At 63.1% G+C, this 20,700-nt stretch carries 20 protein-coding genes; 12 read left to right on the forward strand and 8 right to left on the reverse strand.

Annotated elements, in window-relative coordinates; translation table 11 throughout:
- Positions 1-7 precede the first annotated feature (7 nt).
- From V8P86_RS06300 to V8P86_RS06315, 4 genes are read left to right on the forward strand one after another with little or no spacing between them, the layout of a single operon-like run.
- Positions 8-2,173, forward strand: a complete 2,166-nt coding sequence (locus V8P86_RS06300; protein ID WP_336326401.1) for a VWA domain-containing protein — start codon at positions 8-10, stop codon at positions 2,171-2,173.
- A 58-nt stretch (positions 2,174-2,231) separates the two neighbouring features.
- Positions 2,232-2,417 (forward strand): CbtB domain-containing protein, encoded by a 186-nt coding sequence (locus V8P86_RS06305; protein WP_336326402.1) that lies wholly within the window; start codon positions 2,232-2,234, stop codon positions 2,415-2,417.
- Complete coding sequence (locus V8P86_RS06310; RefSeq protein ID WP_336326403.1) at positions 2,417-3,133, forward strand: CbtA family protein; 717 nt, start codon at positions 2,417-2,419, stop codon at positions 3,131-3,133. The genes V8P86_RS06305 and V8P86_RS06310 overlap by 1 nt, the downstream gene beginning before the upstream one ends.
- Positions 3,117-3,464, forward strand: coding sequence for a (2Fe-2S) ferredoxin domain-containing protein (locus tag V8P86_RS06315; RefSeq protein ID WP_336326404.1), 348 nt, complete (start codon positions 3,117-3,119; stop codon positions 3,462-3,464). The genes V8P86_RS06310 and V8P86_RS06315 overlap by 17 nt, the downstream gene beginning before the upstream one ends.
- Positions 3,465-3,487: 23 nt before the next feature.
- Here V8P86_RS06315 and V8P86_RS06320 read toward each other — a convergent pair whose 3' ends face one another.
- Positions 3,488-5,728: an ATP-dependent DNA helicase gene (locus V8P86_RS06320; RefSeq protein ID WP_336326405.1), complete on the reverse strand. Its 2,241-nt coding sequence runs from the start codon at positions 5,726-5,728 to the stop codon at positions 3,488-3,490.
- A 47-nt stretch (positions 5,729-5,775) separates the two neighbouring features.
- Positions 5,776-6,261 (reverse strand): flavin reductase family protein, encoded by a 486-nt coding sequence (locus V8P86_RS06325; protein WP_336326406.1) that lies wholly within the window; start codon positions 6,259-6,261, stop codon positions 5,776-5,778.
- A 107-nt stretch (positions 6,262-6,368) separates the two neighbouring features.
- Here V8P86_RS06325 and V8P86_RS06330 point away from each other — a divergent pair, with 107 nt between their 5' ends.
- The 4 genes from V8P86_RS06330 to V8P86_RS06345 all read left to right on the forward strand — a co-directional run bounded on the left by V8P86_RS06330 (position 6,369) and on the right by V8P86_RS06345 (position 10,346).
- Positions 6,369-7,679 (forward strand): methyl-accepting chemotaxis protein, encoded by a 1,311-nt coding sequence (locus V8P86_RS06330; protein WP_336326407.1) that lies wholly within the window; start codon positions 6,369-6,371, stop codon positions 7,677-7,679.
- A gap of 210 nt (positions 7,680-7,889) precedes the next feature.
- Positions 7,890-8,762: a sulfurtransferase gene (locus tag V8P86_RS06335; protein ID WP_336326408.1), complete on the forward strand. Its 873-nt coding sequence runs from the start codon at positions 7,890-7,892 to the stop codon at positions 8,760-8,762.
- The gene (locus V8P86_RS06340; protein WP_336326409.1) at positions 8,759-9,280 is read left to right on the forward strand and encodes a hypothetical protein; all 522 of its coding nucleotides are present in this window, start codon (positions 8,759-8,761) and stop codon (positions 9,278-9,280) included. The genes V8P86_RS06335 and V8P86_RS06340 overlap by 4 nt, the downstream gene beginning before the upstream one ends.
- 58 nt (positions 9,281-9,338) lie before the next feature.
- Entirely contained in the window at positions 9,339-10,346 is a 1,008-nt protein-coding gene (locus tag V8P86_RS06345; RefSeq protein ID WP_336326410.1) for an AAA family ATPase, read from the forward strand.
- A 4-nt stretch (positions 10,347-10,350) separates the two neighbouring features.
- Here the strand turns inward: V8P86_RS06345 and V8P86_RS06350 are convergent, their stop codons facing one another.
- Genes V8P86_RS06350 through V8P86_RS06360 form a run of 3 tightly spaced genes read right to left on the reverse strand, consistent with a single transcriptional unit; the run spans position 10,351 to position 13,288 of the window.
- Positions 10,351-11,040, reverse strand: coding sequence for a MucR family transcriptional regulator (locus V8P86_RS06350; RefSeq protein WP_336326411.1), 690 nt, complete (start codon positions 11,038-11,040; stop codon positions 10,351-10,353).
- A 55-nt stretch (positions 11,041-11,095) separates the two neighbouring features.
- On the reverse strand, positions 11,096-12,232 hold the full coding sequence (locus V8P86_RS06355) for a site-2 protease family protein (protein WP_336326412.1): 1,137 nt from the start codon (positions 12,230-12,232) through the stop codon (positions 11,096-11,098).
- 42 nt (positions 12,233-12,274) lie between these two features.
- Positions 12,275-13,288: a TIGR04024 family LLM class F420-dependent oxidoreductase gene (locus V8P86_RS06360; RefSeq protein WP_336326413.1), complete on the reverse strand. Its 1,014-nt coding sequence runs from the start codon at positions 13,286-13,288 to the stop codon at positions 12,275-12,277.
- 112 nt (positions 13,289-13,400) lie between these two features.
- Between V8P86_RS06360 and V8P86_RS06365 the strand changes: the two genes are divergently transcribed.
- The 3 genes from V8P86_RS06365 to V8P86_RS06375 all read left to right on the forward strand — a co-directional run bounded on the left by V8P86_RS06365 (position 13,401) and on the right by V8P86_RS06375 (position 15,476).
- Positions 13,401-14,258 (forward strand): MBL fold metallo-hydrolase, encoded by an 858-nt coding sequence (locus tag V8P86_RS06365; RefSeq protein WP_336326414.1) that lies wholly within the window; start codon positions 13,401-13,403, stop codon positions 14,256-14,258.
- Positions 14,258-14,677, forward strand: a complete 420-nt coding sequence (locus V8P86_RS06370; protein ID WP_336326415.1) for an SRPBCC family protein — start codon at positions 14,258-14,260, stop codon at positions 14,675-14,677. The genes V8P86_RS06365 and V8P86_RS06370 overlap by 1 nt, the downstream gene beginning before the upstream one ends.
- Before the next feature lie 190 nt (positions 14,678-14,867).
- Positions 14,868-15,476 (forward strand): hypothetical protein, encoded by a 609-nt coding sequence (locus tag V8P86_RS06375; RefSeq protein WP_336326416.1) that lies wholly within the window; start codon positions 14,868-14,870, stop codon positions 15,474-15,476.
- A gap of 52 nt (positions 15,477-15,528) precedes the next feature.
- On the opposite strand, the gene V8P86_RS06380 is transcribed toward V8P86_RS06375, so the two are convergent.
- Genes V8P86_RS06380 through V8P86_RS06390 form a run of 3 tightly spaced genes read right to left on the reverse strand, consistent with a single transcriptional unit; the run spans position 15,529 to position 17,911 of the window.
- Positions 15,529-15,837: a putative quinol monooxygenase gene (locus V8P86_RS06380; RefSeq protein ID WP_336326417.1), complete on the reverse strand. Its 309-nt coding sequence runs from the start codon at positions 15,835-15,837 to the stop codon at positions 15,529-15,531.
- Positions 15,838-15,878: 41 nt separating this feature from the next.
- On the reverse strand, positions 15,879-17,072 hold the full coding sequence (locus V8P86_RS06385; RefSeq protein WP_336326418.1) for an MFS transporter: 1,194 nt from the start codon (positions 17,070-17,072) through the stop codon (positions 15,879-15,881).
- Complete coding sequence (locus tag V8P86_RS06390; RefSeq protein WP_336326419.1) at positions 17,069-17,911, reverse strand: ribose-phosphate diphosphokinase; 843 nt, start codon at positions 17,909-17,911, stop codon at positions 17,069-17,071. The genes V8P86_RS06385 and V8P86_RS06390 overlap by 4 nt, the downstream gene beginning before the upstream one ends.
- 194 nt (positions 17,912-18,105) lie before the next feature.
- Here V8P86_RS06390 and V8P86_RS06395 point away from each other — a divergent pair, with 194 nt between their 5' ends.
- A complete protein-coding gene (locus V8P86_RS06395; protein ID WP_336326420.1) occupies positions 18,106-20,700 on the forward strand; it encodes a PAS domain S-box protein in 2,595 nt (864 codons plus the stop codon).

The raw sequence follows: 20,700 nt of genomic DNA on the forward strand, positions 1-20,700 counted from the left end.
TACAAGTATGTTTGAATACGGGCAGGCTGAAAAAACTTCGCACGAGCGGGGTTCGGGGCCCTCGTTTGCGGATATTACCGGTCAGCGGGAACTCAAGCAGGCTTTACTGGCCGTCGGCGCGAACGACGACCTCGACGGGTTGTTGATCCAAGGCGAGAAGGGGACGGCGAAATCGACGGCAGTGCGGGCGCTGGGAGAGATGCTCGGCGAGCAGCGCGCCGTCGCGGACTGTCAGTACGGCTGTCCGCCGGACGATCCGACGCGGCAGTGTGCTGATTGTCGGGACCGGACTGATCCGCCGGTCGACCGTCGACCGGTGCCGCTGGTGACGCTGCCCCTGGGTGCGACCCGCGAACGCGTCGTCGGGACGCTCTCGGTCGCGGACGCGCTGTCCGGTGAGTACGAGTTCGATCCCGGACTGCTCGCCCGCGCCAACCGGGGAATCCTCTATGTCGACGAGGTGAACCTGCTCGACGACCACCTCGTGGATGTCCTGCTCGACGCCGCTGCGAGCGGTCGAAATTGCGTCGAGCGCGACGGGATCAGCGTCTCCCATCCCGCTGAATTTACTCTGATCGGGACGATGAACCCGGAGGAGGGTGACCTCCGGCCGCAACTGCGCGACCGGTTCGCGCTTCAGGCGACCGTCACTGCCTGCGAAGAGATCGAGGACCGCGTCGAGATCATCGACCACGCGCTCGGGACAGCAGATACCGAGGGGAAACCGGACGATAGCCCGGCACAGCGACTCGAAGCTGCCCGCGACTCGCTCGAAGACGTTGCTCTGCCCCGTGAGTTCAAGACCGAAATCGCGGAGCTGTGTCGAGACGCTGGCATCGACGGCCATCGCGGCGATATTGCCACTGCTCGCGCCGCACGCACTCTCGCCGCGCTCGACGCCCGCTCGAAAGTCACCGAGAGCGATGTCCGGCAAGCGGCCGAATTTGCCCTCCCGCATCGACTCCAGTCCCGGCCGTTCGAGGACCCCCCTGATCTCGATGATCTCCTCGACGAACAGTTCGACTCCGAGGGTGAGGATACCGAGGAGAACACTGAAGAGGTGGAAAATTCGGAGGGTGCTGAAGACAGGGATGGCGATGAGCAGCACGACGGGGGAGACGAACAGTCTGGGTCAGACGACCCAGATAGCGAAGTTGGTCCGGAACCCGACGCCGAGGATGCGGACGGCGGCCCCGACGCTGGGTCTGAATCAGACTCTCGAAATAAGGACGACGAGGCGGACTCGGGAGAATCTAGTCCCCCTTCTCCCGCGCCGACTGACGGCGATGGCGGCGAGGCTGAAACCAACGATGAGAGAGACGAGCCGCCGGCTGCCGAGGAAGAAGAGACAGAGGGCCGCCCCCTGATGCCGGGGCAGTCCTGCGAGGCGGTCGGTGAGGCGACAGCCCCGGATGTCGAGATGCCCGACGCCCTCGAAGCGACCGCCGGCAGTTCGACAGGGGGTGGCTCCACCCGAACGGCACCGACGACCGACGGCACGGGCAGTCGTGTGCGCTCGACACCGGCCGACGGGAGCGACGGGATCGATCCGGCGGCCTCGGTCCGCGCCGCCGCTGCTCGCGGTGACGACAGCGTTCAGTCGCGTGATCTCCGCCAGTCAGTACGGGTGAGCGAGACTGCCGCACTGGTGCTGTTCGTCGTCGATGCGAGTGCGTCGATGCGGCCCGCGATGCGCGCCGCGAAGGGAACGGTGCTCAATCTGCTCGACGATGCCTACCAGCACCGCGACGAGGTTGGCTTCGTCGCCTTCGCTGGCGACGATGCAGAGGTTCTGCTCCCGCCGACCGACAGCGTGACACTCGCCGCGCGACACCTCAAAGAACTCCCGACCGGTGACCGGACGCCGCTTCCCGAGGGACTGCGCACTGCCGGAAGCCTCCTTGAACGCGCCGATCCAGCCACCAGCGTCGTCGTCCTCGTCACCGACGGCAAGGCGAACGTCGCCGACGGGAGTCCGGTCGCAGAAACTCGCCGCGCAGCACGCCGACTCGCGACACTCGATCCGCACGTACTCGTCGTCGACGCCGGAACTGAAGACGAGACTGGCCTCGTCGGGTCGATTGTCGAAGAGACCGACGGCGAACGCGTCCCACTCGCCGCGCTGTCTGCAGAGCGAATCGACGCCACTGTCGACGGTGCGTTCCAAAGCTGAGTTTCTCGAACCCACAAGTTTTACAATCTAGCTTGTACTCTATCAACTGTGGTTTCAGATGTCGACAACTGAGACAGTCCACGACCGGATCGAACAGGCGGGCACCGAGTTGACCCCGACACAGACCGCAGTCGGACTCGCGATGGCGGCGTCGCTGGGATTCGTGCTCATGTTCATGCAAGATCCGATGGTCCACGACGCGATGCATAGCTTCAGACACGGCGCTGGGATCACCTGTCACTGATGTGGCCAACACTGAAACGCGGTGTCGCCGCTGGGGCGGTCGTTGGGCTGATCTATGGCCTCTTTACGGCACTCGTAGTCCACCCGCTGACGGCCTCGCTCGTGGAGATGGCTCACCACGGCGCACACGGACACGAAGCGGGCGCGCATAGCCACGCCGTCCCCGAGACGACGACGGCGGTCGTCAGCACCGGTAGCGGTGTTCTCTGGGGAATCTTTCTTGGCGGCGTGTTCGGCCTCCTCTATTATTTTCTCGAACCAGCGATCCCTGGCACTGCCGCGATCAGACCGTACGTCCTCGCCGGCGCTGGCTTTCTGACCGTCTCTGTCAGTCCGTGGCTCGTCCTGCCGCCGGTGGCCCCCGGGATGGAGCATCAACTCGCCGCGTCGACCAGAATCTGGCTCTATGCGGGGATGATGCTCGCCGGTGCGGCGCTGTCAGTCCTCGCGGTTGCGCTGTATCGACGGATCGGCTCTGACTGGAGACGCGGTGCGGCCGCCGGACTCGCTCCGGTCGCCGCTGCCGTTGTCTTCGTCCCACTGCTCGCCCCTGCGACCGCGACTGCCGGCGGCCTGCCGACGGATCTCGTCGTCGCCTACCGCAGTCTCGTGATCTTCGGGCAGGCGGGGCTGTGGGTCGGACTCGCAACCGCCTATCGCTGGCTCGGTGCGTTCTCGACTGACCGCGTCACGCTCGCCCATGAAACACAGATCTGAACAGCAGCGTGAGCGACTCAACGCCCACGTCTTCGTCTGTACGAACGACCGCGAGGAACACGATTGTTGTGCCGGCGCAGGCGGCGAGGAAGTGACGACCGCAGTCAAACAGTGGCTCCGGGATCGCGACGCCTTCTGGACCGCAGTGTCGGTGAGCACGACCGACTGTCTGGGGCTGTGTAGCGCCGACGGCGCGGCGCTGACGATCCAACCCAGAAACGAGTGGTACTCCGATGTCACTCCCGAAGACGTTCCCGACCTGCTCGCTGCGGAGTTCGGACCCGCGGCTGAACAGGTTGCAGATCAGGTCACTTCTCCGGCTGACGACTGACCCATCGACCGACGGTGATTCTCCTACGGCTTCGGTGGATTACCGCCGTAGGCATCCATGTCGCCGTAGAAATTCAACAGCCCGAATTTCAACTTCTCCGGATCCATATCGATCATCTCTGCGCGCTCTTCCGCCGGGAAACTCCCCCGGACGGCGTAGGAGGGCATCTCCATCTCGGCGCGTTCGGTGTAGCGAGCGTCGAGCAGAATCCGCGCGCCGAAATCCTCCGGTGAGCGAATGACGCGACCCAGTGCCTGCCGGGTTTTCCGAATCGTCGGAATCTCGACGGCGTACCGCCAGCCAGCGCTGTCTTCGCCGCGACCGGTTCCGCTGTCTTCGTCGCCGAAACTTTCCTCGTAGGCATCTTGAACGGCCTGCATCCGTTCATCCAGATGTGGGTACGGCACGCCGACGACGATGACACTCCGGGCGTCGTCGCCGTCGTAGCTCACGCCTTCACCCAGTGTGCCCCACATCGACGTGTAGAGGACGCCATTGTCGTCGTCAGCGAATCGCTCGCGCAGGTCGTGGGCCGACGTGCCGGGTTCGTCGAGATAGGTCGTCCCCTCGGCGACTCGCTCGCTGTATCGCTCGGCCTCGCCGTAACTCGGGAAGAAGACGAGCGTGTTGCCGGGGGTCATCCGCGCGGTGTCTTCGATGATTTCGGTGATCGTCCCCTGTACCTCGGGTTCGTCGCGCTTGCTCGCAAAGAGCGCCGGGCCGTCGACCGTGTAGGTTCGTCGTCGCTCTTCTGGGAACTGCGCACCGTAGGCCATCGTCTCGACTTCGTCGAGACCGAGTACGTCCTCGGTCACGTCGAACGGTCGCAGGGTGGCGCTCATCAGCACGCTCGCGTGCAGATCCTCGAACAACGCTCGGGTCACTTGATTCGGGATGCAGGTGTACAGCTCCGCCCGCCCGTAAATATCGCCGTCCTCGGCCGGTTCGGTCCCCGTATCCAGTGTCTCTGCTGTGGACTGATCGTCCCGTTCCTGCTCGCGGCGGACGCTGACAACGGGATAGGTCCCCATCGCGCCGCTCTCGTCGAGCCACTGGGCGATGAACTCGGCGGCCTGCTGGGTCTGACACTCCTTGCGGACGCTTCGCTCGCCGTTTTTGTACTCCTGCTCGTAGCGCTTGTCGAGTTCGTTCCCGAGTTCCAGCGCGGCGTCGATTTCGCTCTGGTAGCCCGGCCCGACGTAGGTCTGCAGGAAGGCCAGCGTCACGTCGTCGCGCCTGTCCTCGTTGTCGATGGCCAGATCGTACCAGTTCTCGCCGACTTTCGACCGCTCGCCAAAGTCGAAGCCTTCCTCGTAGCCCTCTCTGAGCGCGCCGAGGAAGGTTTCGAGGATGTTCTCGGCGTTCTCGGTGCGGGCGTCCTCGACGCCAGATAACTCGTCGAGCGCGCTCTCGATGGTGTTCTCGGTCAGCGTGCGGCGGGCGTGATCCCGCGCTGCCGATTCGACGTTGTGGGCCTCGTCGAAGATAGCGATCACGTCCTCCGGATCCCGGCCAAGCCACCGGAAGAACTGCTCGCGGATCATCGGACTCAGCAGATGATGGTAGTTGCAGACGACCAGATCGACCCCCTCGACGCCTTCCTTGAGCAGTTCGTAGCCGCAGAGGCCGCGGTCGTGGGCGTACTCGTAGATCTCGTCGGGAGTGCGCACGTCTTCGTACAGCCACGCGAAAAAGTCGGTCGTGTCGGCGGTCAGATTCCGGTAGTAGTGATCGCAGGTCGCTCGCTCCGAGAGGTCTTCGAGTTCTTCCTCGACGGATTCGAGTTCGTCCATCACGGAACTGCGCGCCGCCGCCGCGTCACCGTTGCCGGCCTGACTCTGATCGAGGAGTTCGCCCTGTTTGCGTTCGAGTTCGGCCTGCTCCTGTTCGGTGTCGACCAGATCCCGGGTCGTATCGCGCAGGGCCTGACACTCCTGATAACCCACGTCGATATGGCACATCGACCCCTTGCCGCGAAAGACCACTGCACGAATATCCTCCGTCTCGGCGATGGCGCTGGCATCTCTGCGGAACTGGCGCATCTGCTGGTGGACGTTCGTCGTAATGACGACCGTCTTGTCGTGTTCGCGGGCGTACTCCAGGGCAGGGACCAGTGAGGCGAGGGTCTTGCCCGTCCCGGTCGCGCCTTCGAACAGAATATCGGACTCGTCGTCGAGGGCGTCGTAGATCTGGGTCATCGCCTCCCGCTGGTGGTCGTAGGGCTCGCTGTAGGGGAAATATCGGAGATACGACGCCTGTGACACGGGCGGGAATAGACCCTTCTGGAATAAAACGCTGGCCCCTCGGTGTGTTATTCGGTCCCGAGCCGACCCCACTCGCCCTCGAAGAATGTCAGGGCCTCCTTGTCTTCGAGTTGCTCGGCGGCTTCGACGCTGCCGATGTAGATGGTGTGATCGCCGGCCTCGACGGCTTCGTGGATCGAGCAGTCGACGTAGCCCAGCGACTCGGTAAAGATCGGTGCGCCGGTTTCGGCAGTCATCGTCGGGAACTCGGTGAACGGATCGATCTCTTCCTCGGCCATGTCGGCGAAGTGCTCGCCGAGGATCTGCTGGTCGGCAGCGAGGATGTTGACACAGTAGCCGTCGGCGTCACCGCTCTGGAGTTGTTCGTGTGCCTCGGTGTTGTGATCGAGACAGACCAGCACCAGCGGTGGGTCCAGCGAGACGCTGCTGAAGGCGTTGACCGTGATCCCGTGTGGCTGCTCGCCGTTCAGTGTTACCGCAGTGACGCCGGTTGCAAATTCGCCCATCACGCTCCGCAGGTCGATCTCTGACATGGCTTCTGATTGGGTCCACCGACAGATGAAGATTCGTCTTTCGGGTCGGTATCAGTGCTGATAGCATCGGGATAAAGCCTTTCGTACTGGGGGCTAACCGACTGAGTATGTCAGAGGGTGCGCTAACGATGGACGACCCGGGGATATACGGGCAGTTCGAGGCCGCCGAACGGCGCTGGATTCAGGCGCTGTACGAACTCCCGCTGCCGGTCGTCGTCGCCGACGAGGAGAGCGAGATCGTACTGTTCAACCCCGCGATGCAAGAGCTAATGGCACTGGACCCGAACCGGATTCCTGAACTCGAACCGTGGGAAATCTTCCGGACCTACGAGACCCACGGAACGAAGACCACGATGGCCGAGCGAACGCGGGAGGCCGGCGAACCGATCCGTGGCATCGAGACCGAACTCCTCGATCACGACAATACCGAGCACGACGTCGTCATTTCGAGCACGCCGATGTACGACGCGAGCGGCGAGATTACCGGCACGGTCACGGCGATGCGGGACGTGACCGAACTCCGGGAGAAAGAACGGGAACTGACTGCGACTCACGAGCAGGTCGCGGATCAACTCGCGGATATCGTCGAACGACTGAACGACATCTCACAGGAGGTCGCCTCGAACGCCGAACAGATCGAAGACGATGCTGTCGAGCAGGATTCCAAACTGCAGGACGCTCTCTCGGAGATCGAATCAGTCAGCGCCAGTATGGAGGAAATTGCGGCGACGACCGACCAGATCACCGAGACGGTCGACGATGCCCGTGAACTGGCGACCGAAGGCCAGGAGGCCGGCGAACAGGCGGGTGAGGCCGCCGATGGCATGCTCGACGCCAGCGAGCAGCTCACCGAGACCATCACCGAACTCGCCGACCGGATGGACGACATCGACGAGATCACCGAGGTGATCGCCGAAATCGCCGATCAGACGAACATGCTCGCGCTGAACGCCAACATCGAGGCCGCCCGCGCCGATCAGGGCGGAGAAGGATTCGCGGTCGTTGCCGACGAGGTCAAATCCTTAGCTAACGAGACACAGGAGTACACCGACGAGATCAGCACCGAGGTCCAGGAGATCCAGGACAGCAGCCGGACGGCAGTCTCGGAGGTCGAACAGGCCTACGACCAGGCAGCCACTGCCGCCGAACAGGTCGAATCGGCGCTCGATTCGCTCTCGGACATCGTCGACGCCGTCGAGGATGCGGCCGCGAGCACCGACGAAATCGCATCGGCGAACGACCAGCAGGCCACTCGGGTCGAATCTGTCGCCGCGACGATCAACGACGCGGCGGAGCAGGCCGAAACCGTCCGGGAAGGCGCACAGGATACCGCCGAACTGGCCGAGACACAGACCGACATCGTCGACGACGTACAGCGAACCGTCGACGACCTCGCCGAGGACCTCGACGAGGAGTGAGATGGAATACGAGTCACGGGGACAGGTGTACCGCAACTGACTGTGCTCTTCCTCACAGACCCGCCAACTATTCTGTCCAGTGACACCCCTCTGTGTTCTTTCAGTCTCTGAACCTGCTATAAAGGGCCGAAGACCGTCTTAACGGACTCGTTTCTAATACCCTGGGAATCAGTTCTGATAACCATATGTCCACAGACGGTACCGTGATGTATGTCGTTATATTCAGATCATGATTCTGTCCGGAGTGCCGAGTGGCTCTCGGACAATCTCGACCTGTTCAGGACCGACGATCCCGAGTATCGACTCGTCGAGGTCGACATGGACCCGAAGGTATACGACGAGTGGCATATTCCCGGCGCGGTACAGATCGACTGGGAAGAAGATATCATCGATGGCCTCGGTGGCAACGTCGTCGGGGTAGCGGAGTTCGAGGAGTTGCTCGGCGACCTCGGAATCACCGACGAAACGACAGTCGTCGTCTACGGCGACAAGGCGAACTGGTTCGCCGGACACGCATACTGGGTACTGAACTACTACTGCCACGACGACGTTCAGTTGCTCGACGGTGGCCGCCGGTACTGGTCGATGCAGGGGTACGAGACGACGACTGCGGTCCCCGAGTACACCACCCGGGAGTACTCCATCTCGGGCACCGACGAGAGCGTCAGAGCCTACGAGGAGGAGGTTGCGGACGCGATAGAGACCGACACGGCGCTCATCGATGTCCGCAACCCACAGGAGTACCGCGGCGAGAAGCCCCCCGCGGAGATTCCGAACACGACCGACCGCGAGGGACACATTCCGAGCGCCGAGAACATTCCGTGGGGACAGGCAGTCGACATGGACGGGACGTTCAAACACCCGGAGGAACTCCGCGAGATTTACGGCAACTACGTCGGCGACGAGGCAATCGCGTACTGCCGCATCGGCGAGCGGTCGTCGATCACGTGGTTCGTCCTCTCGGAACTGCTCGATGTCGACGCCCGTAACTACGACGGGTCGTGGACCGAGTGGGGCGCGGACGAGGACAAACCGATCGAGACAGTTGAACCAGCCGCTCCGACTGGAGGCGATCACTCATGACAACAATGCAAACGACGGACAGCGACGTGCGCGGAGTACAGGTAAACGTCTGCATCGACGGCGTCATGTCGGTCTTCCAGAGCCGAATGCGCGATATTCTGGACGACCACGGCATCGAGAAGCCGGATCCCCACCCCGACGAGTGGTACCCGCTCGAGGACTTCCTCGAAGTGCTCGAAGTCGTCGAACTCGATGTCGGCGAGAACGCACTGACGAAAATCGGGGAAGCGACCCCGCAGTTCGTCGAATGGCCGACCAGTCCAACGACGCCAGCAGATGCACTCGAACACGTGGTCGAAATCTTCGAGCAGAACCACCGGAACGTCTCCGGGGAGTACCACTTCGAGCAGACCGGCGACAGCACGGGCCGGATCACCTCGACGACGCCGTATCCGGCGGCGTGGGAGGCTGGCTTCCTCAAAGGGGTGACCGAGATTCACGGCTCGGAGTACGCCCGGGTGAAGACAGTCGACGACTCGGCGGAGGGCGAGACTGTCTTCGAGATTCGGTGGGAGTGAGCGGTTGGAGCAGTATCGAAGGGAAGATTTGTACCCCCGGCCCGCCAACCGAGGGATAATGGAGGGGCCACTCTGGACTGAACGGCACGCGCCGGAGCTTTCTGATCTGCCGCAGGCGGAGGTCCGCGACCACTTCGAGCGGGCACTCGAAGAGCCGATGAACCTCGTCGTCCACGGCCCGGAGGGAAGTGGCAAGACCGCCGCGGTCCGGGCACTGACCCGCGCCGCCCACGAGAATCCCGACGCCGACCGCATCGAGATCAACGTCGCCGACTTCTTCAACTCGACGAAAAAAGAGATCGCCGACGACCCCCGATTCAGCCGGTTTATCGACGCCAAGCGCCGGCGTAACTCCTCGAAGGCCGATCTGATCAACCACGTCCTCAAGGAATCGGCCAGCTATTCGCCCGCCACCGGCGAGTACAAGACCGTCGTGCTGGACAACGCGGAAGCGATGCGCGAGGACTTCCAGCAGGCGCTCCGTCGGGTGATGGAGCAGTACTACGAGGCCAGCCAGTTCGTGATCACCACTCGCCAGCCCTCTGCGCTCATCTCGCCGATTCGCTCGCGGTGTTTCCCGATTCCAGTCCGCTCCCCTACCCAAGAGGAGATCATCGGCGTGCTCGAAGAGATTGCCGAGGCTGAGGACGCGGCGTACGACGACGAAGGGCTGGAGTACATCGCCGGTGCGGCCAGCGGCGACCTGCGGGAGGCCATTTTGAACGCGCAGACGACCTACGAGCAGGAAGGCGAGATCACGATGAACACCGCCTACGAGACGCTGTCGGCGGTCGGCATCGACGAGCGGGTCCAGGAGATGATCGCCGACGCCGAGGCCGGCGAGTTCACCGACGCCCGCTCGACACTCGACGAGTTGCTCGTCGACGAGGGCTACAGCGGCAGCGAAGTACTCGAAGATATTCTCGACGTGGCGCGGTCGCGGTACTCCGGGGCAGAACTCGCAGAACTCCACCGACTCGCGGGCGAAATCGACATGGATCTGCACGACGGCACGAACGACCGCCTGCACGTTTCGCATCTGCTCGCGAATCTCGCGGACGCCTGACGTTTCACATCGGCACGTCCGCGCCGAACTGCTCCCTGTACTCCTCGACGGTCATCTCGTGGGTCTGGAGATGTGAGTAGGTGATCGCATCGTAGGTGTTCCCGCAGACCCGACATCGAACGTCGCTGTCCGCTGTCTCAGTCAGTGCGTTTGCGGGGTCGACGTTCTCCCCAAGTCGCTGCTGGAGGTCGCTGTACTGGTCGAGTTGTCTCGAAAGCCGTTCGATCTGATCGCTGATATCCGTCGCGATGTCGTCGCTTTGAGTCGCCTGTGCTTCGAGCTGTTCGGCCGTCGTGGTGAGCTGGTCTTCGAGACGGCGGTTGATATTCAGAAAGACGGTGAGCTGTTCGGCACCTCGGGTAAGCGCCTCCGTCTCGGTCTCCTCGTAGGTTTCCTCGATGGTTTCGTAGAGCTGATCGTGTTCTGTCTGCAGTTCGTCGAATAGCACGTCGACAGTCTCGCTGAGGTCGTCGAGTGCGTCGTCTTCGGTGAGAGCGGCGAGGCGCAGCGACTGCTGGATTGACCCGCGGCTCAGTTCGAGCAGTTGTCGCCCGGCTTGCTCGCCCGCGGCCAGTCCCTCATCGGAGAGGTCCTCTCGAATCGTCCGCGGCACTTGCAGGAGATCCGCACCGCGTTTGAGCGTCTCCCGCTGTAACTCGAAGAGCGGCCCGATGGGCGTCTGATACTCACTCATTGCGCTCGTTATTCAGACATCTCTGAGTACGTAGGAAATGCTGTCGGTTCCGCGGTTAGAACGGCTCGACATCCCGGCGCATGTTGAGCGCGCTGGTGAAATCGCCCCGGGAGATCAACCCGATGGGTCGGCCATCCCACTCGACGAGTGCCACGCCCGCCTCGTTGCCAGCCAGTTCGTACAACCCGTCGACGGCGTCCATTCGACCGTCCAGCCGTGGCAGATCTGTCGTCGCGACCGACCCGACGGGGGTCGTCGAGAACTGGTCGGTCGGGACGCTCCGGAGTTTCTCGGTCGTCACGACGCCGACGATATCGCCGTCGTCGTCGACGACCGGGAGTTCGCTCCGTCGGCTGGCGAACAGGCGATCCAGCGCCGCCTCGACGGTGCTGTCGGCGGGCAGCGGTTCCTGTTCGTTGATCAGATCCGCGACCGTCAGATCGGAGAGCAGTCCCGCGATGACGACCGACCGGGACTCGTTGCTCGCCGCGACGTAGATGAACAGCGCGAGGATCAACAGGAGTGGGCTGAACGTGTAGATGCCGAGCCCCAGGAATAGCAGCGCGAACACCGTCCCGACGCTCGCAGCGGTCCGAGTCGCGCTGACGTAGGAGCGATTGCGCGCGAGCAGTGCTCGCAACACGCGTCCGCCGTCCATCGGGAAGGCCGGGAGCATGTTGAACACGGCGAGAAAGACGTTCATGACGGCGAGAAAGCCAAGACAGTAGATGAGCAGCGTCGCCGAAGTCGGGACGACAACCAGCGCGGCCAGCCCACCGGCCGCCAGCAGGAGACTCGACGCCGGCCCGGCGATGGCGATCCAGAACTCCCGGTTCCACTCCTCGGGCATGCTGGACAGGCTGGCGAGGCCACCGAGCAGCCACAGCGTGATCGACTCGACCTCGATGTCGTACCGCATCGCGGCCCACGCGTGGCCGAGTTCGTGGAAGGTTACGCTGCCAAAGAGTGCAAACGCCGAAATCGCCCCGATCAGCCACCTGTCTTCCGGTCCCGACAGCGCCGCTGGATCGACCGTCGCCGGCGTCAGGGCCGTGATGAGCGAGGAGTACGCTCCGATCTGTTCGCCGCTCCCGATCAGAAAGGCCAAAATTGGGAGAAAGACCAGAAGCGAGATATTGATCCTGATGGGGATTCCCCAGATGTGCAAGATCGTATAGTTGTACGACGACATACCGGCTAGTCGAGTGGATCGAAAGTAGGCCTTGGGATCATCTCACTCGATCATCGGTTCGACTGCGTCCATCGTGAACTCCTTGTCTTCCTGGCTCATTCCGCTGACGAAACCGAGTCGGATCGCGTCGACACCCGCTATCTCGACGAAGGTTTCGAGCCGCGACCGAACCTCCTCGGGTGTCCCGACGGCGGCGACCGAATCGAGGAGGTCGTCTGGCAGGGCGTCGGCCATCGCCGCCGTGTCTCGGTCTTCCCACAGGTCGCGGATCTCCGCGACGGTGTCCTCGTAGCCCTGCTCGGCGACGGAGTTGCCGTAGAAGGGACCGTACGCGCCGATCAAGAACGAAAGCATCTGTTTGGCGATGGACCGTGCGCGCTCGGGGTCGTCGCTGGCGAAGGTCCGAATCAGCGGACTCACCCGAACTTCGTCGGTCGAGCGCTCGCCGAGGTCTGCACCGCGTGCCAGGTCTTCGAGTCGATCCTCCAGCCCCTCGACGGTGAACAACTGTGGCACCCAGCCGTCGGCGAACCGTCCCGCCAGTTCCGTGCCCTTCGGCCCGAGCGCGGCGACGTCGATTGCCGGCGGTTCGTCCGGGACGCTGCGGTCGTAACTCAGTCCGCCGAGGTCGTAGATCTCGCCGTCGTAGACGACCGAACCGCCCTCGTAGACTTCGTGGACGATATCGATGGTCTCCCGGAGTCGGCGCAGCGGGCGGTCGAACTCGCCGCTGTGCCAGCGCTCGGCCAGCGCGGGCGAACTCGTCCCAAGTCCGAGTCGGAACCGGCCGTCAGTGATCTCGTCCATCGTCAGTGCGGTCTGGCCGTAGACGGTCGGTGCTCGCGCGTACGGCGAGAGCACGTCGTCGGTGATCCCGATCTCCTCGGTTCGCTCGGCGATGACTGTGAGCACCGGAATAATGTTCCAGCCGGTCGTCTCGCCCATCGTCACGTTCGCGAAGCCGTGTGCTTCGGCTCGCTGGGCTTGCTCGGCGATCGCGTCGATCTCGCTGTGGTCGTCGGTCATCAGTACCAGGTCGAACGGAGCGTCTGTCATCTGTTGTCGCTGACACAGCCGCTGTACAAAAAACGTGGGCGCGCTAGCCCGGTCGACAGACCAAATCCGAGGGCTCCCGAAGGTCTAACACCCGACCGCCCGAAGCGCCGCTATGCGCGTGCTCGTGCTCGGGTCGGGCGGCAACACGCCGATCCCGACCCCGACCTGCTCCTGTCCCGTCTGTGAACAGGCCCGCTCGGACGGCCCGCCGTACAGCCGCGGCGGTAACTCGCTGTATCTCCCCGACCTGGCGGCGATGGTCGACGCCCCCGAGTTCGCCTTCCGGGCGCTCAACCGCGAAGGCGTCGAGGACCTCGACTATATCTTCCTCACGCACTGGCACCCCGACCATGTCAACGGCCTTCGACTGGTCCAGTCGCGGGACCTGAGCGCTCACGACGGCCTGCTTGATGCGATTGCTGGCGGCGGCCCCACACTGGTCACAACCGAGACTGTCTACGAGCGAACCCGCGACGTTTTCGGTCAACTCGATCACTTCCGCCAGCAGGGCTTTCTCGACGTGCAGTTCCTCGACGACAAGCCCCTCACTATCGACGACACGACGATCCGCTCGATTCCCTACGCCCTCGAAGACGACGAACTCGACGCGACGGCCTTCGAGATCACTCGCGACGACCAGACACTGCTGATCGCAGCCGACGATTCCCGGTATCTCGACGAAGACGCACTGCCCGCCGAGATCGATCTCGCGGTCTTCGAGTGTGGCTACTTCGAGCACGGTCCCGACGGCGAGCGAATTCTGACCGACGCCGACCTGAACTTCCTCGCCGACGAACTCACCCACCAAGAAGTCGTGGATCGAATCGACCGCCTCGATCCGGACCGCGCGCTGCTCACGGAGATCGAACACTTCACCGCCCGCAGCCACGACCACTTCGAGACGCTCGCAGCGAGCGATGCCTACGAAGGTATCGAATTCGCACACGACGGGCTGGAGATCGAGATCTGATGGTCCAGATTTCTCACACACCGGACGGCCGTCGGCTGGAAGTCGCCCGACAGATCGACACCGAGCCAGCGGCGGCATGGAGGCTGCTGACCACGCCGGAGCGCTGGCCGGAGTGGGGGCCCAGCGTCAGGACTGTCGACTGTGCCGACGAGCGGATCAGCGAGGGCACGACTGGTCGGGTCCGGATTCCCGGCGGCCTGTGGATTCCTTTCGAGATTACGACCTGCCGGGAGCCGACAGCGTCTCGTCCCGGGCGGTGGGGATGGCGTGTGGCGAAGATACCGGCGACGGGACATCGGGTGGAATCCGTCGGGGAGGACTGTCGAGTCGTCTTCGAGATTCCGCTGGCTGCGGCGGGCTATGCGCCGGTCTGCTCGCGGGCGCTGGATCGGATCGAGGAACTGCTCGTAGAGAACTGACGACTCGTCTCCACGCGTCGACATGATCTTTCTCGGGAGTCAGAAAAACTAATTCTGCCTGTCTCGCGTCGTGCCGACTGATCGAGAGTACCCTCTGTAGAGATGGGTCGTCTGAAATAGTGAGACTGGATTACGTCGTTACGTTCACAAAATATATTTATTTTCCCCAGATATTGCTGGTATATTTAGGATGTGCGCTCCTGATCCAAACGACGAGTCATCCACCCCCGACCGGAGTTACCTCACGAAAGATAGCGGCTCTCGCTGGATCGAAACGACCGATACTCGCTGGCTGTTGGCTGGGGTGCTGATTGTAGGTGTTGTTATTGGTGCACTGTTTGCTGGTGGATCGCCGTCTTTCGATGGACCGCCACCCGACCCGGAGATCGAGTCGGTCGAGATTGTCGAGGCAGGGTGTCACGATGACGTGCGTCCGCGATCAGGGGGGAGTACTGACGGGTGGTGGGTCGGGACAATAAATAACACCTCGACGCACACCGAGGTGTCTGCACAGATCCGTCGAGTGTCGCCGCCGGGCGCGACGGTCGCCGATTATCGAGTACATGCAGAGACGCACAACACAACAATCGAGTCCGGCGAGTGTCCCGGCCGGATCGTCTACCGTGTCGAGTACGACGCCCCTCACCTCGATGCTGCGGAGGTGATGCGGATGGAAGAGTATCTGAACGGCGAACTCAAGAGTTGTGGGAGTTCCTCTAGCGGTCCAGATGCGGGATGTGCCACGCTGCATGAAAGTCGACCGACTCATTACTCGAACGGGACGGTCAGAGACGAATAACTCTGAATCGGCAGAAGAATTCAGCTCCTGCTATCTTTTACTCCACAGTACGTCACTCGGGGTGTTTCGCGGCCAGCACGTCGACTTCTCCGATCTGTGGCTCCTCGGCGAGCAGTTCGTCGGCATTGGCCATCAGTTGCTCGGCGATTTCGCCGTCGAGGTGGGCCTGTCGACCGTCCTCGTCTGGGAAGGTGTCGAAGATACCGAAGGTCGTGTCGTCGAATCGGAGGGCGAACCACGTCGTCGTCTTTTCCTCTGCTTCGGCCATCGGCAGGGCAGATTCGAGAAACTCTTCGACTTCGTCGGCCTTCTCTGGCTTGGCTTCGAGCGTCGCCTGGAGCGCGTACTCTGAGTCGGACATTCCATATTTGTATACGTCCGACCGGCCTGTAAAGTCAGAACCTACCGAGGGTGGGACGTGGCTGCCGACTCAGTTCTGTGCCGGCGGTACTGCCGAACGAGCAGACCGACACTCACGAGCAGCGTCGCGCCGAGCAGCCAGAAGGCGGTGACGAAGTCGGTCATCTCCGCGACCAGTCCGACGAAGCCGGGACCGAGTGCGTTCGCCGTCAGAAAGACCGCCCGCGAGGCCCCGACGGCACTTCCCATGCTCCCGTCGGGGGCGGCCTCCATCACGACCGTATCCGCGATGGGAAAGCCGGACTTGTAGCCCAGCGCGGTCAGAATCGTCCCGACCGCAATCACTGGCAGCGAGGGAGCGATCAGCACCAAGACGGTACCCACGAGGGCAACGAGCAGGCCACAGATTCCGACGACCAGTCGGGAGAACCGATCCGAGAGATCACCCGCGATCGGTTTGGCGAAGATGCCGGCCGCAAAGAGGAGCGCGAAACTCGCGCCCGCGACCGTCTCGGAGAAGCCACCGGCGACCAGCAGCGTCGGGAAGAAGTTCGTCAGCCCGCCGACGAAGAAATAGAAGATAGAGAAGGCGATCAGCGTCTCCCGTTGATCGCGGGTCGCGACGAGTTGGCCGGCCGTCTCTCCCGGTGAGAGTTCGACAGCGGACCACTCGTAGGGCTCACGATTCCAGACGACGTACAGCAGGCCGACCGCCGCGAGGACGACGATCACCGGCAGAAACGCCACCTGCCACGCGGTCGTCGCGAGGACGAGGACGGCCAGTCCAGAAGCGATTACACCGCCCACGTCCGTCCCGGCGGAGTAGATGCCGAGTGCGCGCCCGCGGCGGGCCGTGAACAGATCACCGAGCAGCGCGCGGGAGGGACTGGCGAACAGGCCCTTGCCGACACCCAGCAGGATGACTGCGCCGACGAACAGCGCCGCAGTTACGGACAGCGCAATCGCCACGAAGCCGGCGACGAGCACGACGAATCCCGGGACGATCAGCGTCACCCGTGAGAGTTCGTCGGAGTAGGTGCCGCTGGGGTACTGGACTACGGCATAGACCAGCCCGAAGGCGGTCAGTGCTGCGCCGATTCCCGCCGGAGAGAAGGCGAGTGTCTCGGTGATTCGGGGCAAAAGCGGCGGCAACAGAAACCGCCCACACTGCAGTGTCGCCCAGCCGAGCGCGAGAACGAGCAGGATCCGATTGTTGTGGCTGAGACGGCCCGTCACAGCGCGTCTGCAATCGCCGGCGCGACGCTCACTTCGCTGACGCCCCGTTCGATGGTGTCGGTGCCGTAGATGGCCTCGACGCCGGCCCGGGCCAGTTTCAGCCGGGCGTTGCGAACCAACAGCGGGTGGACGCAGGTCACGAAGACGCGGGTGGCGTCGCGGTCGTTCAACACGTCGACGGACTGGCTCATCGTCGATCCGGTCGCGATGATGTCGTCGACAAGCACCACGTCACGGCCGGTGACGGCGGCCTCGCTGGGCTCGATTTCGACCTCGCTGCCGGAGTGGCGGGTCTTCTCGAAGTGATCGACGCTCCCGCGACCGTAGGCCTCTCGAACCGTCTCGGCGAGGCCGATCGCGCCCTCGTCGGGTGAGAGAAAGAGCGGATCGGTCAGGTCGCCGAGTGGCTCGGCGAGTCGACCGGCGGCGTCGACTGGTTCGCTCGGTACGTCGAAAAAGTCACAGACGGCGGTTTCGTGGGGGTTAACGGTCAGAACCCGGTCGCTTCCGGTGGAGATGGCCCGGGCCATCGCACGGGCCGAAACCGGCTCGCCCGCCTCGAAGGCGCTGTCCTGCCGGGCGTATCCCATATACGGCAGGACAGTCGTCACGTCTTCGACTCCCGATTCGGCCAGCGCGTCCTGCAACTGGAGCAGTTCGACCCAATCTCCATCCGAAACCGTCGAGGCGACGACGACTGCACGATCAGCCTCGCCGGTGATCTGGACGACGCGCTCCCCGTCCGGGAACTGTTCGTAGGAGACGGCAGCGAGTTCCTCGCCCGTCTCGGCGGCGAGTTCGGCCGCCAGCCCCTGTGTGGCCGACCCTGCAACGATCATGTTGGGCCAGTCGCCGCCCGCGGTAAACCCCCTTTCGATTTCTGACCGAACGCTGTTGGCCCGCACTGTATCCACATAAATATCCGGACGATTCCTGCGCCAGAGAGAGCGTGATGTGTGTATATCCCGATCCGGCACAAAGATTGCATAACGTGAATTGAGCGTTTCGGCTGTCGAAATTACCGTTTGGGCAAATGATACAACAGGGATACGTCTTCGTCTTCATCCTCACTGGTGTGATCTGTCTACTCGGGGGTGCCAGCGTCCGGAATCTCTCCTATCCGGCGGTCCGTCGCAGCCTCGTTGGGCTGCTCGCGTTCAACGGCATCTGGTCGCTTCTGGTGGCGGCGCAGTTGGTCACGACGGCCCCGTCGATCGTCCGGGCCATTCACATCGCTGCGCTGATCTTCGGCATCGCAACTGTCTTCGTGTGGCTTGCGTTCGCTTCCGCCTACTCCGGCCGAGAGTACCATCGCCATCGCTCGCTCCGAACTGCTGCTCTGGTTGTCTTTCTGGGGATCGTTACGGTCAAACTGACCAATCCGATCCACGGGTTCTATTTCAGTACCTCGGCCGTCTCCGAGCCGTTCGTCCACACCGCGATCACGTATCACAGTCCGCACTGGTTCGTCACCGGGTTTTCCTACACCACGGCTAGTGTCGGCTTCCTCTGGCTGTTCGAGTCGTTCAACCGACGCGGCGACGAGTCTCTCCGCCCGACACTGCTCTACGCGCTCGTGTTTGCCACCGCCCTTCCCATCATCCCCTACGGGCTGTCGTCGTACGCTGACTTTCTGATCCGGACGAACTACGAGCCACTCGGCGTTGCGGTGTTCGCCCTCGGTGTCTCCTCGTACGCGCGCACAGAGTTCACTCACCACAGTTCCCCCGGCCAGTCGACGCTGGTCGACAGTCTCTCCGATGCGGGGCTTCTCCTCGACGACTCCGGCGTTGTCCTCAATCACAACGAGCGTGCCGAGGAGATTCTGGATCGACCACACATCCCTCGTGTCCCGCTCGAACAGATCGACCCGGAGCTCGCGGCACTGGAGCCGGGAGAGACGACGCGGTTCACCTACGACCTGTCCGGCCAGAGCCGTGTCTACGAGGCCAGCCGGTCGTCTGTCGAAGACTCGCTCATCGCCAGCGAGATCATCTCGCTCAAAAACGTCACGCGGGTGACGCGGCTCGAACAACTGACGAGCATCCATCAGGAACTCGGCGATGCGCTGGTCAACGCGACCGACCCGGACAAACTCGTCCAGACGATTCCCCGGCAGTTCGCCGAGATCGACGCCTACGAACTGGTCTGGCTCTCTCCGGCCTCTGAACAGGACGAAACGGCACTGTCGAGCGACCGTAACCCGTCGTCGAGAGCCACCGACGCGCCGGGGGCCGTCGTCTGTGGACCGTCTGCCTACACCGACTGGACGACCTCGAACGCAGCGCCGACCGAACCGGTTCTGCGGGCGGCGCGGGACCGGGAGACGACCCGCGCTGACATCGAATCGAGTACGGCGGAGTGGAGCGACCGACTCGGGGATCACGGTGTTACCGACAGCCTCGCCGTCCCGTTTTCGGCCACCGACGATCAGAGCTACGTCCTCGGGATCTACACCACTGCCGCCGATGGATTCGACGCCGCCGAACGCCAGTTGATCGAGGAGATCTGTCGGCGGATTCCCGAGACGATCCAGCGAATGGCCGCCCACCGGGAAGCACTCCAGTACAAAGAAGCGATCACGCACGCGGGAACGGCTGTTTTTATTACGGACCCCGACGGGACGATCCAGTACGTCAACCCGGCGTTCGAGCGACTCACCGGCTACTCCGCGGCGGAGGCTGTCGGCGAGACCCCACACATTCTCACTTCCGGCGAGATGAGCGACGAGCATTACGACAAGCTCTGGGAGACGATCACCGCCGGAAACGTCTTCGAGGAACGCATCGTCAACAAGACCAAAAGCGGGGACCGGTACATCGCCGAGCAGACCATCTCTCCGGTACTCAACGACGGTGAGCCGGTCGCTTTCGTCGCGATCCAGTTCGAGGTGACCGACAAGATTCTCCGCGAACAACGGCTGTCGGTGCTCCGCAGAGTCCTGCGACACAACCTCCGGACGGAACTCAACGTCATCGACGGCCACGCGACGCTGCTCGAAGACCGCCTGACAGACCGGCTCGGCTCTGGCACCCTCCCCGACGACGTTTCCGAATCGATCGAGACGATCCGGACGCACGCGGCCGAACTCGCCAGCCAGTCGGATACGGCCAGAGAGATCGAACAGGCGCTCTCCCGCGACGAGACTGGTCGGGTCCGCGTCTCGACGACGGAACTCGCCAAGACTGCCGAAGAAACCGCCGAGTTTCTCGGCGGTACCTGTGCGGTTTCGGTCGCCGAGGATGTCACCCAGTGGCAGGTCGACGTGGAACTGACTCGTGTGGTCAAGGAACTCATCGAAAACGCCATCGTTCACAGCGAGTGCGACCCGTCGACGGTCGATGTCCAATTCAGTCTCGAACGGCAGGACAGCGATCTGGTACTCACCGTCGAAGACGACGGGCCCGGAATGTCCGAGCAGGAACTCATCTTCGTCGAGGAGGGTGAGGAGGACCCCCTCCGCCACGGCAGTGGACTGGATCTGTGGCTGGTCTACTGGCTCACCGTCTCGGTTGGCGGGTCGATCAGTGCCTCGACCGGTGACGAAGGGACGATCATCCGCGTGACCGTCCCGCTTCGGGCCGGGTCTGACGCCGATTCACGGGCGCAATCTGCCGTCAGTGATTGA

The organism is Halovenus anhuiensis (assembly GCF_037080055.1).
GTDB lineage: Archaea > Halobacteriota > Halobacteria > Halobacteriales > Haloarculaceae > Halovenus.